Below are 13,188 nucleotides of genomic sequence, written 5' to 3'. Positions count from 1 at the left end.
CGACCCACCCGCGGTGCCCGACGGTCAGGTGCGGACGTTGGGCAGATTGACCCCGCAGGTGCGTTCGATGAACTCACCCGCCCGACGACCGCTCGCCCGTACCGCCTCGGGTGGTTCCGGCGCGCCCTTGTCCACCGCGCCGGAGTGCTCGTCCGGGCCCGGCCCGTGGGCGTGCCCGGCCGGGTCGTGCTCGACGGCGGCCGGGCCGCCGCCGGGACCCGCTCCGGCCGCGCCCGGTGCGGTCGTACCGTGCTCGTGCGCGCCGGTGGGCTCGGCGGAGTCCGCCAGCGAGCCGGCGAGCCGCTCCAGGTCCGGGGTCAGCTCACGTGGTGCGGTGCGGATCAGCGCGGCCATCGCCGCGACCCGCTGCTCACCGGTGAGCCCGGCCTGGTTGGTCAGCGCGAAGGTCTGCGCCTCGGCGCAGAACCGGTCCCGGCCCGCCCAGTCCGCCGGCAGGTCCGGCCGGGACGCCCACCAGCCGCCCAGGGCGACGGCGGCCACCGCCGCGACCGCCCCACCGGCGAACAGCAGCCGGCGCTCAGACGTTGTCGTTGATCGCATCGATGTCGTGGGTGTCGAGGTTCTTCGGCCAGATGTCGCTGCGCATGCACGAGTTGTCGTTGGAGTCGCTGCCGTGCGACCGGTGCCCCAGCGAGCCGGTGTGCCCCAGTTCGTGGCAGCCGAGGCTCTGCCAGTAGCCGGTGGACTTCCCGCTCATCGTCCGGGTGTTGAACTTGACGTCGTAGTGGTCGCACAGGCCGTTCCACCAGTTGGTGTCGGTGCAGCTCGTCTGCCCGTACCAGGAGCTGGAGTACGACTTGTCGTAGACGTGGATGTCCGAGTCCCCGGTCGACGTGGTGATCTGCGACCGGTCGAGCTGCGCCCGGCCGTACGAGACGGCCGCCTTGCCGTTCGCGGTCAACGAGTTCGACTCCACCGCCTGTTCCTTGTTGTCCGGCTTGCCGCTGTTGGCCTTGCCGCCGTGCCCGGCCACGGCCGGTGGCGCGAACGCCACCACGGCGGTCAGCGTGGCACCCAGGACCATCGTCGTACGCTTCATTCCCCGTCCCCCTCCGGCGGCTGCGGCAGCTCCGCGGTCGGCATCGACTCGGTCAGCGTGCCCGCGGCGACCTGCCCGCTCGCCGCGACGACCGTGTTGTTCAGGAAGGTGGGCCCCATCGTGGTGATCGACGTGGCGAGGTCGTTGTCGGCGTTGCTGGGCCGCAACGCGCCGTCGACCACCAGCGCCCGCCCGTCCGAGCTGGCGAGCTGGTAGGTGTACGGGTCGCTGACGCCGCCGCTGCGCCGCAGGAAGAAGTAGCCGGTGTCGCCCACCTCGCTCCACGCCACGTTGTTGGAGACGTAGCCGCGGCCCTCCTCGTCCCAGCCCTCCTCCTCCAGGGTGATCCTCGCCGGGATGATCAGATTCTTCGGGTTGTGCAGCACGTCGCTCACGTCGATGGTCACCGCGCGCAGCCGGATGTCCCCGCCCACCGCCGCCGGGTCCTCGTCGACGCTGCCGAGCCGGCCGGGCACCGCCGAGCTGACCGTGCCGAGGACCACCAGGTGCGACGTGGCGGTCATCTGCCCGACGGTGTCGAAGTGGTAGACCTCCTTGCCGAAGGCCAGCGCCTCGGGGCGCGAGTCGTACCGCACGCCGGAGTCGGCCCGACCGACCCCCACGGCCGCCACGAGCGCGGTCACCGCGACCGCGCCCGCCGCCGCCAGGCCCAGCCGGCGTACGCCGGGCCGTCTGAGTTTCTCCACTCGTCGTTCCCCCAGTCCGAGGTGGGCGCGGCCGTGCCGGCCGCGCGTCCCACCGGCGGCAGAAGGACCACCGGTGCGGACGGCACGATGATCCACAGCTCGGCATGCAGGCACCTTGCAACCGGCTTGCAGACCGTCCACCACCGACCGGCATACTCCGGGACGGGGGAGGTCGGTCGATGGAGTTCCGGGTGCTGGGCGCGGTCGAGGCGTGGGCGCAGGGCGTCCGGGTGGACCTGGGTGGGCGCCAGCCCCGGCTCGTCCTCGCGGTGCTGCTGCTGGAGCCCGACCGGGTGGTGCCGGTGGACCGGCTGATCGACCTGGTCTGGGGGCAGACGCCCCCGCGCAGCGCCCGGGGCACCGTGCAGGCGCTGGTCTCCCGGCTGCGCGCCGCGTTGCGCCGGGCCGGCCTGCCGGTGGAGCTGGTCGGCCAGGACCCCGGCTACCTGCTGCGGGTCGACCCGCTGGCGGTCGACGCGCACCGGTTCACCGCGCTGACCGCGCAGGCCCGCGCGGCCGGCGACGACACCGCCGTGGACCTGTTCGACCAGGCGTTGGCCCTGTGGCGGGGGGAGCCGCTCGCCGACGTGGCCGACGAGCAGGTGCGGCACCGGCTCTGCGCGGGGCTGCGCGAGGCCCGCTGGGCGGCGGTGGAGGACCGGGCCGACGTGCTGCTGCGCCAGGGGCGGTCCCGGCAGGTGGCCGGCGAGCTGGCCGACCCGGTGGCCCGGCACCCCGACCGCCAGCGACTCGTCGGCCAGCTCATGCTCGCCCTGCACCGGGAGGGCCGCGCCGACCGGGCGCTGGCCACCTACCGGCAGGTACGCGACCGCCTCGCCGACGAGCTCGGCCTCGATCCGGCCCCGGCGCTGCGCCGGCTGGAGGAGGGCATCCTGCGCGCCGACCCGGCCCTGGACCGGCCCGCCGACGAGGTCGACCCGGGCGGGGAGGCGGTCACCGTGCCGGCCCGCCCGGCCGCGCTGCCGCACGGCATCCCCGGCTTCGCCGGCCGGGACGCCGAGCTGGCCCGGCTCGACGCCGGGTTGGCCGAACCCGCCACCGGCACCCGAATCTGGGTGGTCAGCGGCACCGCCGGGGTCGGCAAGACCGCCCTGGCGGTGCACTGGGCGCACCGGGTCCGTGCGGCGTTCCCGGACGGGCAGCTCCATCTCGACCTGCGCGGCTTCGACCCCGACCGGGAGCCGGTGCCGCCGGGCGCCGCGCTCGCCCAGCTACTGACCGCGCTTGGAGTCGACTGCCGGGCCATGCCGGACGAACCGGACGGCCGGGCGGCGCTGTTCCGCTCCCTGCTGGCCGGCCAGGACGTCCTGCTGGTGCTGGACAACGCCCGCGACGCCGGCCAGGTGCTGCCGCTGATCCCGTCCTCGGGCACCGTGGTGGTCACCAGCCGGCACCGCCTCGGCGAGCTGGTGGTCCGGGCCGGCGCCCGGACGCTCCCGCTGGACGTGCTCACCCCGGTGGAGTCGGTGCGCCTGCTGGCGACCCTGCTGGGTGAGGCGGCCGTGCGGGCCGAGCCGACGGCGGCGGCCGAACTGGCCCGGCTCTGCGGTCACCTGCCGCTGGCGCTGCGCATCGCCGCGGCCAACATCCAGGCGGCCGGGGAGCCGGAGATCGCCGGCCTGGTCCGGGAACTCGCCGCCGGGGACCCGCTGGCCGGGCTCACCGTCGACGGCGCCGAGGAGGGCGCGGTGACGAAGGCGTTCGCCCTGTCGTACCGGGCGTTGCCGGTGCCGCAGCGACGGCTGTTCCGCCGGCTCGGGCTGGTACCCGGGCAGAGCGTCACCGCCGGGCCGGCGGGCGCGGTCGCGGGCGTGCCGGCGGCCACCGCCCACCGTCTGCTCCGGGCGCTGGCCGCGGCGCACCTGCTGGAACGGCACGCCGGGGACCGGTACCGCTTCCACGACCTGCTGCGCCGGTACGCGGTGGACCGGGTCACCGGGGAGGAGGACGAGGCGGGCCGGGAGGAGGCCCGGCAACGGCTGTTCGACCACTACCTGGACACCGCCGACGTCGCGGGCCGGCGGGTCATCCCGCACTTCGTGCGGCTGCCCCGTCCGGTGGCCACCGACCCCTTCCCCGACACCGACGCGGCCCTGGCCTGGCTGGACGCGGAGTCGGCGAACCTCACCGCGGTGGTGGAGCAGGCCGCCCGGCTGGGTCCCCGCCGCTACGCCTGGCACCTCACCGACGCGCTGCGGGCGTACTTCCACCAGCGGGGCCGGCGGGAGGAGTGGCTGGCCGCGGCGACGGTCGCGCTGGCCGCGGCCCGGGCCGAGGGGGACGCCCGGGCCCAGGCCGCGATGCACCAGAGCATCGCGCTGGTGCAGGTCAACAGCGGGCGGTACGAGGAGGCCCGCCGGCACCTCCTCGACGGGCTGCGGTGCACCGAGGCGGACCGCTGGCCGGACGGGCGGACCGGGATCCTCAACAACCTCAGCGCGGTGCACCAGCGGCTCGGTGACCCGCAGGCGGCGCTCACCTGCGCCCGGCTCTCGCTGGAGCTCAACCGCCGGTCGGGCAACGACGGCGGGGAGGCGATGTCCCTGGCGAACCTCGGGTTCTCGCACTGGCAGCTCGGCGCGCTGGCGGAGGCGGACGCGCACTTCCGGGCGGCGCTGGAACGGGGCGAGCGGGCGGGGGCGCACTACAACGTGGCGGTGCTCCTGGTCGACCTGGCGAGCGTACGCCGGGACCGGGGCGACCACCCCGGCGCCGAGGAGCTGTACGCCCGGGCGTTGACCGCCAACCGGGACCTCGGCTACCGCTACGGCGAGGCGACCGCCCTGGCCGGCCGGGCGGTGCTCTGGTGCGGGACGGGCCGGGCGGAGCCGGCCCGGCCGGACGCCGAGCGGGCGGTGGCGCTGACCCGGGAACTCGGCGACGAGGGCACCGAGGCGTGGGCGGTGGACGCGCTGGGGCGGGTGCTGCTGGCGCTGGGCCGCCCCGACGAGGCCGCCGAGCAGCACGGCCGGGCGGTGGACCTGGCCCGGCGTACCGGGTTCCGCTGGGGCGAGGCCACCGGGTTGGCCGGGCTCGCCGCGGCCCGGCTGGCCGCCGGTGACCCGGTGGCCGCCGGGGAGCACGGCCGGGCGGCGTTGACGCTGGCCGGGCGGGCCGGCTACCGGCCGATCGAGATCCGGGTGTCGCGCACCCTCGCCAGGGCCGCCGAGCGCGGCGGCGACCCGGCCGAAGCGGTCCGGCTGGCCGACCGGGCGGCGCTGCTGGCCCGGGAGACCGGGTACGCGTTGCCGGACCACACGCCGCCCGCACCGCACCGGTAGCGGCGCTGCCCCGGCACCGCCCCGGGGGTGGTCCGGCCCGATCGCCCCGGGTCTGCCGGCACCCTGGCCGGCGCGGGGGTCAGCCGGCCAGCGTCCGGGCCACGGCGAAGCCGAGCGCCGCCGCGCCCAGCCCGGCGACGACACTGACCACGGCGTTGGCCAGGGCGGCCCGCCGCGCGCCGTCGCGGACCAGCCGCACCGTCTCGTAGCCGAAGGTGGACCACGTGGTCAGCGCGCCGCAGAACCCGGTGCCGACCAGCGCGGTCACCGCCGGCCCGGCGGGCACCCCGACCAGCGCGCCCAGCAGCAGCGAGCCGGTGACGTTGACGGTCAGCGTCCCCCACGGGAAGCGCGAGTGGTGCCGGGCCTGCACGGCCCGGTCGGTGAGGTAGCGCAGCGGTGCGCCGAGCGCCGCGCCGAGCGCGATCAGCAGGACGGTCACCGGGCGCCCTCCCGGTCCAGCAGCCGGGCGGCCACGGCGTCACCGGCGGCGACCGCCAGCAGCCCGCCGACCAGGGTGGCGGCCAGGTAGCCGAGCGCGGTCCCGGCGGCCCCGGCGGCCAGCGCCCGGTGCACGTCCACCACGTACGCGGAGAAGGTGGTGAAGCCGCCGAGCACGCCGACACCGAGGAACGGACGGACCAGCGGGGCGACCCGGCGGCGGCCGATCACCGCCATCAGCACCCCGATCAGCAGGCAGCCGGCGACGTTCACGGCGAACGTCGACCACGGGAAACCGGTCGGGGAGTGCGGCACGGCGGCCTGGACCGCGGCCCGGGCGAGCGCCCCGAGCACCCCGCCGGCGGCGATCGCGCCGAGCACCGTGACCGGGTGCCCGGCCAGCTCACCCCGGTCGGCGGGGACGTGCAGGTCGACGTCGGGGTCGACGCGGCGGGGCTGCTGTCCGGACACGCATCCCTCCTACCAGTAACTGGACCACTGGCAGGGACCGGTGGCGCGTCCGGCGCGGTTCTCCCGGTCGGGCCGGGACGGCGGGCCCACCGCCGACACGTCCGCGAGCATAGTCCGGCCGGCGGCGGACCGTGCCGCACCCGGCACGACGATCCGCTGCCCGGCCCGGGAAGATCACTGGCCCGGACGTCCGCGTGGTGGGCCGGGACGCGGCGGCGTACGGTCTCCCCCGGCGGCCGGCGTGGGTTCCGGTCGTCGCGCACCGACCGCCAGGAGGAACCCGTGCCGCACCACCGCGCCGCTGTCGCCGCCGTCGCCGCCCATCCCGGGTCGATGGGCCGGACGCGGCGGATCGTCGACCAGCGGCGGGCCGGCTGAGATGGCGGAGAACGGCGGGAGCCCGCCGGGCCGGACCGCGGCCCACGAGATGTTCGACGTCGACGTGGCGTCCCGGGGGCTGGGCATCGAGCTGGTCCGCGCCGGGGACGGCGCGGCGGTGGCCCGGATGCGGGTGACCGCCGTGATGCTCAACGGCCACCGGATCGGGCACGGCGGGTTCGTCTTCCTGCTCGCCGACACCGCCTTCGCGCTGGCCTGCAACAGTCACGGCCCGGCGACCGTGGCGGCCGGCGGCGAGATCAGCTTCCTCCGCCCGGTCCGGGAGGGGGACGTGCTGACCGCGTACGCCACCGAGCGCACCCGTTACGGCCGCAGCGGCATCTACGACGTCTCCGTCCGGCGCGACGACGAGGTGGTCGCCGAGTTCCGGGGGCGCAGCCGTACCGTCGAGCGGCCGACCGTCGACTGACCCGCGCGCCGCCGCCGCGCCGTCGGGAGTCGGGCGCACGATGGGCCGATGGCACACATCGCGCTGCTGCACTCCGTGTACGGGCTCCGGCCCGCCGTGGCGGCCGCCGCCGCCCGGCTCCGCGCCGCCGGGCACCGGGTCGTCGTTCCCGACCTGTACGGCGAGCCGCCGGCCGACACCGTCGAGGCGGGTTTCGTCCTGCTCGACAAGGTCGGCCGGGACGAGGTGCTGCGCCGGGCCCGGGTGGCCCTCGACCCGCTGCCGCCGACCACGGTGCTCGCCGGCTGGTCGATGGGGGCCGGGGTGGCCGGCGCGCTGCTCGGCGAGCGGCCCGCCGCCGCCGGGCTGCTCCTGCTGCACGGCACCGGCGGCGACCCGGCGGCGGTGCGTCCGGGCCTGCCGGTCCAGCTACACCTCGCCGACCCCGACGAGTACGAGCCACCGGACGAGGTCGACCAGTGGCAGGCGGCGATGACGGCGGCCGGGGCGCGGTTGGAGGTGTTCCGCTATCCGGGGCCGGGTCACCTCTTCACCGACCCCGACGTGGCCGACCACGACCCGGCCGCCGCCGCGCTGACCTGGGAACGGTCCTTGACGTTCCTGCGCGACCTGCCCGCCGACCCGGCCGCCGGCTGAGCGGCCTGGTTCGTGGATCGGGTCGCCGGTCGGGCGGGCTGGTTCGCAGAACCGGCTGTTGGTGGGGCGGGCTGGCCCGTTGACCGGGTCGCCGGTTGGGCGGGCCTGTCGCCCCCTGCTGCCGGCTGGCCGCTCGTCGGCCCGGCTGTTGGTGGGTCAGGCCGCCCGGGTCCGTAACGGCACGGCGGGGCGTGGCATCCCTTCGCCGCGTCGTCGTCGGCCGTCGTCCGCCGCCTCGTGACCGGGTCGTACGCCGGCCCGGCGGGGTAGCAGCGGCACCACGACGGCGGATCCCGCGTGGTGGGGTCCGGCGTCGACGGATGGTGGACCGTGTCCGGTCGCCACCCACCGGTGCCGACCGCCCGGCCCGGCGTCGGCCCGGTCCCGGTCCGCCCCGCCGGCCGACCCCGCCCCCCGGTAACCCCCACCTGGCCCCCTGGCCAGCACCCGGGTACGGGTCAGCTCGGAGATCCCGGTGACGCCTTCGGGACTGCTGAGATCTTGGTGGCGGATGGCCCCGCCAGGGGCCGTTTCCCTCCAGGATCCTGGCAGGCACCGATCGGCGGCGACGGTCGTCGGGTGGGCGGTGGTCGTTGCGGGCGACTGCTGCGGCCGTGCCGGTCGTGGGAGGTGTTGGCGTGGCGGGTGTCGGCGCGGGGCGGTGTTCGGCGTCGGCCGGGGTGGGTTGGCCCGGCGGGCGAACTCGGCCCGCACCGCTCGGGGCAACCGGTCGTACGCGCAGCGCCGCAGGGCCGGGTCGGCGATGACGTACCCGCCGCGCCGGCCGGACCGCAGCAGCCCCTCGGTGGCGAGCCGGCGCAGCGCGGCGGTCGCCCGGCCGGGCGGCCAGCCGAGCAGTTCGTCGACGGCCTGCCCGGTGAACTCGGCGTCGAGCGTCGCGGCGGCCATCAGCACCGCACGGTGCGTGCCGTCGAACCGGTCCAGTCGGGCGGCGGCGCTGCGTCGTACCGACTCGGGCAGCGCCGGTTCGCCCGGCCGGCCGCTGACCGGGTGTCCCTCGCCCCGGCCGCTGACCGGGTGATTCTCGCCCGGTCGGCCGGTCACCGGGTGCGCCGGTGCGCCGGGCGCGGTGGTCGTCGCCGGACCGGTGGCCTGGTCCAGCGCGTCGACGTAGGCGACGGCGTAGCCGGGACGGCCGGCGACCAGCGGGACCAGCCGGGTGGCCAGCGCGGCCGGGTGGCCGGCGCGGGAGAGCAGCCGGCGCAGCAGCCGACCGGCGTCGACGGCCGCCAGCGGTGCCAACTCCACCCGGTGCTGCCGGTCGGACGGCAGGGGCAGCGGGTCGGCGCGGTGTGGCCGGTGGGTGGCGAGCACCGCGAGCGGCAGCCCTCGGGCGGTCGCGGCGGCGAACAGGGTGTGCAGGAAGCGGCTCAACTCCGGTGCCGCCCGGTCCAGGTCGTCCACCGCCACCACCACCGGCTGGCGGCCGGCCATGCCCAGCAGCACCTGGCGTACCGCCACCGCCCCGGCGGCCATCGCGCCGGCCGCTGCCCCGTCGGCCATCACTTCGCCGGCCGCCACCGTGCCGGCCGTCGTGCGGGCCGGGGCGGCCAGCAGCGCGGCCAGCGCGTCCACCGTCGCCGCCGTCCGGCCCGCCGGGACCAGGCCGTCGACCAGGGCGGTCAGTCGGGGCCGGACGGCCGTCGCCGGGCCGTCGACGGGTAGCCCCGCCAGGTCACGCAGCAGTTCGGCCACCGGACCGAGGGCCGCCTCCGGGTACGGCGGGCAGTGTGCCACCGCCCAGCGCACCGGTGTCCCGTCGACGTCCGGCAGGCCGTGGCGCAGTTCGTGCAGCAGCCGGCTGCGGCCGATGCCGTCCGGGCCGACCAGGGCCACCCACCGTGGACGGTGCTCGCGGGCCGCCCGGGTGAGCTGCTCCCGCGCGGTGGCCGTCTCCCGACGCCGGCCGACCAGCGGACCGTGGTGCCGGGCCGGCCGCGGCCGGGTCGCCCCGGTGACCCGCCACACGTCGACCGGCAGCGCCTTGCCGGTGAGCGAGGCCGGGGCGAGGGCGTGCTGGTCGACCAGGCCGGCGGTGGCCCGGTGGGTGGCGGAGCAGACGACCACGCCGCCGGGCGGGGCGTACTCCTGGATGCGGGCGGCGGTGGTGAGTACCGCTCCGCTGGCCATGCCGTGACCGCCGTCGCGGGCGGCGGCCAGGTCGACCACCGCCTCGCCGGTGGCGACGCCGACCCGGACCCGCAGCGCGACGCCACCCGGCAACGCCCGCCGGTCCAGCGCGGCCTGGATCTCCAGCCCGGCCCGGACCGCCCGGTACGCGTCGAGCCCGTCGGAGGTACGCGCCCCGAACAGCGCCATCACCGCGTCGCCGACGTACTTCTCCACCGCGCCCTGCCAGCGGTGCAGCACCCCGGCGACGGTGTCGAAGTAGGCGCGCTGCACCGCCCGGACGTCCTCCGGGTCGAGCCGTTCGGTCAGCCCGGTCGAGCCGACGATGTCGGCGAAGAGCACGGTCACCGTGCGCCGTTCCTCGGGCACCGGCCAGGGCGTCGTGGTGACGTCTTCCCGACCGGTACCGACCGTGGACAGTGGCATCCCACCCACCCTTCCGCCTGCAGTGGTGCCTGACGACCTCCGGAGACTGTCACCACCGGGCTGACGGGGGATCTGCCGAACGACGTATGTCGGCGACTCGCAACCTTTAGTCGCAATGTCGACGCGAGAGGTACCACAGAGGGATCTGGCCCGTAGAAGGGCGCGGGGGCCTGTGACTAGGCTGCGGTCATGGCCAGCGATGTGGACACCGCACCGCTCGTCGGCCGAGCCGACCAGCTGGCGGCGCTGCGCGCCGCGCTCCTCGACCAGATCGGCCCCGGGCAGACCGCCGCCGTCTTCGTCAACGGGGAGAGCGGGGTGGGCAAGACCCGGCTGCTCGCCGAGGCGGCGGCGCGGCTGCGGGACGCGGGAGCGGTGGTGCTCACCGGTTCCTGCCTGGACATCGGCGACGCCTCCCCGCTGCACCCGGTGTTGCAGGCGCTGCGCCGCTTCGACGCCGACCTCGACGCCGGCCAGGCCCGCACCTCCTCGGCGGTACGCGGCCTGCTGCGCACGTTCGTCGAGGAGACCGGTGACGCGGACAGCGCCGGCGCGCTGCTGGAACGGGTCTCCCGTGGGCTGAGCCTGATCGCCGAGGGACGCCCACTGGTGCTCGTCCTGGACGACCTGCAGTGGGTGGACCGCACCACCCGGCAGTTGCTGCTCTACCTCCTCGCCGGGCTGGGCGAGCTCCAGTTGTCGGTGCTGGCGGCGGTGCGGGCCGAGTCGTTGCAGGGCGCCCACCCGCTGCGCCGGGTGCTCACCGAGCTGCGCCGGCTGCGGTCGGTGCGGGTCCTCGACCTGGCCCCGCTCGACCGGGCCGACACCGACCGGCTGGCCGCCGAGATCGTCGGCGCGCCGCTGGCCCCCGAGGCCGCCGACCAGGTCTGGCAGCGCAGCGGCGGCAACCCGTTCGTGGTCGAGGAACTCGCCCGGGACCTGCGCGACGGCCGCGACGGGCTGTCCGACACGCTGCGTGAGATCTTCCTGTCCCGGGTGGACGTGCTGCCCCGGCACGCGCACGCGGCGGTGCACGCGGTGGCCGCCGGTGTCGAGCCGGTGGAGCACTGGCTGCTGGCCGAGGTGCTGGGCCTGCCGGAGCCGGCGCTGATCGAGGCGCTGCGGGCGGCGGTCGCCCACCGGCTGCTCGTCGGCGCGGACGACGGCTACCGGTTGCGGCACCGGCTCGTCGCCGAGGTGCTGGCCCACGAACTGCTCCCGGCGGAGCGCGCCGGCCTGCACCGCCGCTACGCCGAGGCGCTCACCCGGGCCCCGGCGGAGCTGCACCAGGCCCGGCTGGCGCACCACTGGCGGCTGGCCGGCGAGCCGGGCCGGGCCCTGCCGGCGGCGATCGCCGCCGCCCGGGAGGCGGAACGGCTGCACGGCTTCGCCGAGGCGCACCGGCACTGGTCGGCGGCGTTGCAGCTCGCCTCGACCCCGGTCACCGGGCCGGTGGACGCCCCGCCGCAGGTCGACCGGGCGGTGCTGCTGGAGCAGGCCGCCGAGACGGCCCACCAGAGCGGTGAGCACGCCCGCGCGCTCTCCCTGCTGGCCGAGCTGACCGGGGGCGAGGAGCCGGGCCAGTCCTGCGGGCTGCGCATCCGCCGGGCCCGCTACCTCGCCGCCGCCGGCCGCTCCGCCCCGGCCGAGGCGGAGTACCGGGGGGTGCTGGAGTCGGCCGACTGCACCGCCCAGGAGCGGGCCACCGCCGCCGCCCGGCTGGCCGAGCTGCTGCTGCACCTGGGTCGGTACGCCGACGCCGGGCAGCGCGCCCGGGAGGCGCTGGAGTTGGCGGCGGCGGTCGACGGCAGCACCAGCGAGGTGGTGCTGGCCAGCTCCGCGCTGGGCTTCAGCGAGGCGTTCCTGGAGGACCCGGACGCCGGGCTGGCGGTGGTCCGGCAGGCCCTGCGGACCGCCGAGCGCGCCGGCGGCCCGGAGGACGTGGCCTGCGCGTACCTGCACCTGGCGGAGTTGCTGACCGGGCCGCTGAACATCCTGGAGGAGGGGGTGGTGGTGGCCCGCCGGGGCGCCGAGCGGGTCGCCGAGCTGGGCCTGGGCCGCACCTTCGAGACCCGGCTGCTGGCCATCGCCACCAACGGGTTGTTCCGGGTGGGACAGTGGGCGGAGGCGGAGAAGGTGGTCGCGGCGGCGCTGCGGCACCGCCCGTCCGGCGCCGACGCGGTCGAGCTGCTGCTGGCCCGGTGCCGGCTGTCGGTCGGGTACGGCGATGTCGAGGCGTCCGACCGGGACCTGGAGGCGGTGGCCACCATGCTGGCCGGTGGCGGTGCGCCCCGGCACGTGCTGCCGATGCTGATCCTGCGCGCCGGGTTGGCGATGTGGCAGGGCCGGCACGACGTGGCCCGGCAGGCGGTGCAGCGCGGCCTGACCGAGACCCGCTCCGACGACGTGGTGTTGCTGGGCACCCTGGCCTGGCACGGGCTGCGCGCGGAGGCGGAGGCGCACGCCAGCCGTACCGTCGCGGTGGACCACACGGCGGTGCGGCGGCTGCGCGACGCGGTCGACCGGGTGGCCCGCAAGAGCGTGACGGCGGCCGGTCCGGTCCGGCTCAACGCCGACGGCTTCCTGGCGTTGTGCACCGCCGAGCTGACCCGGCTCGACGGTCGGGGCGACCCGGACGCCTGGGCCCGGTCGGCGGCCGAGTGGGACCGCCGCCACCATCCCTACCCGGCGGCCTACTCGCGGCTGCGGCAGGCCGAGGCGCTGCTGGTCCGGCGCAGCCGCAGCGCGGCCGCCGGAAAGCTGCTGCGTGAGGCCCACGAGATGGCGTTGGGGCTGGGTGCCGTGCCGCTGACCAGCGAGATCAGGATGCTGGCCGGCCGGGCCCGGGTGGCGCTGGCCGAGCGCGCCCAGCCGGCGCGGTCCCGGCGGGCGGTCCCGGCGGAGCCGGCCAGCGACGAGTTGTCGGGGCTGACCGCCCGGGAACTCGAGGTGCTCGCCGCGGTCGCCGAGGGGCTGACCAACAAGGAGATCGGGCAGCGGCTGTTCATCAGCGAGCGGACCATCGGCGTCCACGTCTCGCACATCTTCGACAAGTTGCAGGTGCGGACCCGGGTGCAGGCCAGCGCGATCCACCTGCGCAACCGGGGCGAGTGACCATACGTACGTCACGGCCGAATACGTCGATCTACTGATGGCGGCGTTGACGGACGGTGACAGGCTGTCCAC

Annotated in this window: 10 protein-coding genes; 4 read left to right on the top strand and 6 right to left on the bottom strand. The window is 76.8% G+C overall.

Going from position 1 to position 13,188, the window contains the following annotated elements; all coding sequences use genetic code 11:
• Nucleotides 1–24: 24 nt before the first annotated feature.
• From ACIQG9_RS00685 to ACIQG9_RS00675, 3 genes are read right to left on the bottom strand one after another with little or no spacing between them, the layout of a single operon-like run.
• Nucleotides 25–561, bottom strand: coding sequence for a hypothetical protein (locus ACIQG9_RS00685; protein WP_400396738.1), 537 nt, complete (start codon nt 559–561; stop codon nt 25–27).
• The gene (locus ACIQG9_RS00680) at nt 539–1,060 is read right to left on the bottom strand and encodes a hypothetical protein (RefSeq protein WP_400396735.1); all 522 of its coding nucleotides are present in this window, start codon (nt 1,058–1,060) and stop codon (nt 539–541) included. The genes ACIQG9_RS00685 and ACIQG9_RS00680 overlap by 23 nt, the downstream gene beginning before the upstream one ends.
• A complete protein-coding gene (locus tag ACIQG9_RS00675) occupies nt 1,057–1,767 on the bottom strand; it encodes a hypothetical protein (RefSeq protein WP_400396732.1) in 711 nt (236 codons plus the stop codon). Before ACIQG9_RS00675 ends, ACIQG9_RS00680 begins: the two co-directional genes overlap by 4 nt.
• A gap of 179 nt (nt 1,768–1,946) precedes the next feature.
• Between ACIQG9_RS00675 and ACIQG9_RS00670 the strand changes: the two genes are divergently transcribed.
• Nucleotides 1,947–5,069 (top strand): AfsR/SARP family transcriptional regulator, encoded by a 3,123-nt coding sequence (locus ACIQG9_RS00670; protein WP_400396729.1) that lies wholly within the window; start codon nt 1,947–1,949, stop codon nt 5,067–5,069.
• Between the two features lie 79 nt (nt 5,070–5,148).
• On the opposite strand, the gene crcB is transcribed toward ACIQG9_RS00670, so the two are convergent.
• Nucleotides 5,149–5,511, bottom strand: a complete 363-nt coding sequence (gene crcB / locus ACIQG9_RS00665) for a fluoride efflux transporter CrcB (RefSeq protein WP_400396726.1) — start codon at nt 5,509–5,511, stop codon at nt 5,149–5,151.
• Complete coding sequence (locus ACIQG9_RS00660; RefSeq protein WP_400396723.1) at nt 5,508–5,981, bottom strand: CrcB family protein; 474 nt, start codon at nt 5,979–5,981, stop codon at nt 5,508–5,510. The genes crcB and ACIQG9_RS00660 overlap by 4 nt, the downstream gene beginning before the upstream one ends.
• A gap of 379 nt (nt 5,982–6,360) precedes the next feature.
• Here ACIQG9_RS00660 and paaI point away from each other — a divergent pair, with 379 nt between their 5' ends.
• Both paaI and ACIQG9_RS00650 read left to right on the top strand, forming a co-directional pair.
• Nucleotides 6,361–6,789: a hydroxyphenylacetyl-CoA thioesterase PaaI gene (gene paaI / locus ACIQG9_RS00655; RefSeq protein ID WP_400396720.1), complete on the top strand. Its 429-nt coding sequence runs from the start codon at nt 6,361–6,363 to the stop codon at nt 6,787–6,789.
• Nucleotides 6,790–6,837: 48 nt separating this feature from the next.
• Nucleotides 6,838–7,425 (top strand): dienelactone hydrolase family protein, encoded by a 588-nt coding sequence (locus tag ACIQG9_RS00650; RefSeq protein WP_400396718.1) that lies wholly within the window; start codon nt 6,838–6,840, stop codon nt 7,423–7,425.
• A 156-nt stretch (nt 7,426–7,581) separates the two neighbouring features.
• On the opposite strand, the gene ACIQG9_RS00645 is transcribed toward ACIQG9_RS00650, so the two are convergent.
• On the bottom strand, nt 7,582–10,002 hold the full coding sequence (locus ACIQG9_RS00645; protein WP_400396715.1) for an adenylate/guanylate cyclase domain-containing protein: 2,421 nt from the start codon (nt 10,000–10,002) through the stop codon (nt 7,582–7,584).
• 189 nt (nt 10,003–10,191) lie between these two features.
• Here ACIQG9_RS00645 and ACIQG9_RS00640 point away from each other — a divergent pair, with 189 nt between their 5' ends.
• The gene (locus tag ACIQG9_RS00640) at nt 10,192–13,116 is read left to right on the top strand and encodes a helix-turn-helix transcriptional regulator (RefSeq protein WP_400396712.1); all 2,925 of its coding nucleotides are present in this window, start codon (nt 10,192–10,194) and stop codon (nt 13,114–13,116) included.
• The last annotated feature ends 72 nt before the right edge of the window (nt 13,117–13,188 follow it).

It is taken from the genome of Micromonospora sp. NPDC092111 (genome assembly GCF_044755745.1).
Taxonomy (GTDB): Bacteria; Actinomycetota; Actinomycetes; order Mycobacteriales; family Micromonosporaceae; genus Micromonospora.
This window is presented reverse-complemented; position numbering and strand designations above follow the sequence as displayed.

Excerpts from the sequence above, each read along its gene's own strand:
- ACIQG9_RS00650 (WP_400396718.1), top strand. The coding sequence starts at position 6,838 with ATGGCACACATCGCGCTGCTGCACTCCGTGTACGGGCTCCGGCCCGCC.
- ACIQG9_RS00640 (WP_400396712.1), top strand. The coding sequence starts at position 10,192 with ATGGCCAGCGATGTGGACACCGCACCGCTCGTCGGCCGAGCCGACCAG.
- ACIQG9_RS00670 (WP_400396729.1), top strand. The coding sequence starts at position 1,947 with ATGGAGTTCCGGGTGCTGGGCGCGGTCGAGGCGTGGGCGCAGGGCGTC.
- paaI (WP_400396720.1), top strand. The coding sequence starts at position 6,361 with ATGGCGGAGAACGGCGGGAGCCCGCCGGGCCGGACCGCGGCCCACGAG.
- ACIQG9_RS00645 (WP_400396715.1), bottom strand. The coding sequence starts at position 10,002 with ATGCCACTGTCCACGGTCGGTACCGGTCGGGAAGACGTCACCACGACG.
- ACIQG9_RS00680 (WP_400396735.1), bottom strand. The coding sequence starts at position 1,060 with ATGAAGCGTACGACGATGGTCCTGGGTGCCACGCTGACCGCCGTGGTG.
- ACIQG9_RS00685 (WP_400396738.1), bottom strand. The coding sequence starts at position 561 with ATGCGATCAACGACAACGTCTGAGCGCCGGCTGCTGTTCGCCGGTGGG.